1 protein-coding gene is annotated in these 457 nt (G+C 56.9%); it reads left to right on the forward strand.

Annotation, left to right across the window (positions count from 1 at the left end; translation table 11 throughout):
- On the forward strand, window positions 1–457 hold a 457-nt coding region (locus EOA33_RS38380; RefSeq protein ID WP_127407874.1), incomplete at both ends, for a DUF3800 domain-containing protein.

Here is a 457-nt window from a genome sequence, read left to right on the forward strand (position 1 = left end):
CATACGTAGCATACATCGATGAGTCTGGCGACGACGGCCTAGATAAGCCGTTTCGCCAAGTCGGCAATGCTGGCGGCTCATCGAAATGGCTGATTATCTCTGCCTGCCTTTTTCGCCAGACGCACACCTTAGACGCGGTTCGCTGGCGTGACGAGATCAATGCAAAGATGCCGGAACGACAATCCCGAACATTGCACTTCGCCAAGCTACACCACGGGCAGAAGCTCGCAGCCGTGCAGACGATAGCCAGCAAACCATTGCGAGCGCTTAGCGTCGTCGCGGCCAAAGAGCCCATCCCGCCTGACATCTACGTCGAAAAGAACCAGCTCTATTTTTATATGACGCGCTACCTTATCGAGCGCCTATCCTGGCTCTGCCGCGATCACCGCCCGCAAGCGGCAGAAGGTGACGGCAGGGTTGCTATAACCTTCTCTCGCCGTGGCGGCATGCAGTACGA

Origin of the sequence: Mesorhizobium sp. M4A.F.Ca.ET.050.02.1.1 (genome assembly GCF_003997725.1) — a bacterium.
Taxonomy (GTDB): Bacteria; Pseudomonadota; Alphaproteobacteria; order Rhizobiales; family Rhizobiaceae; genus Mesorhizobium.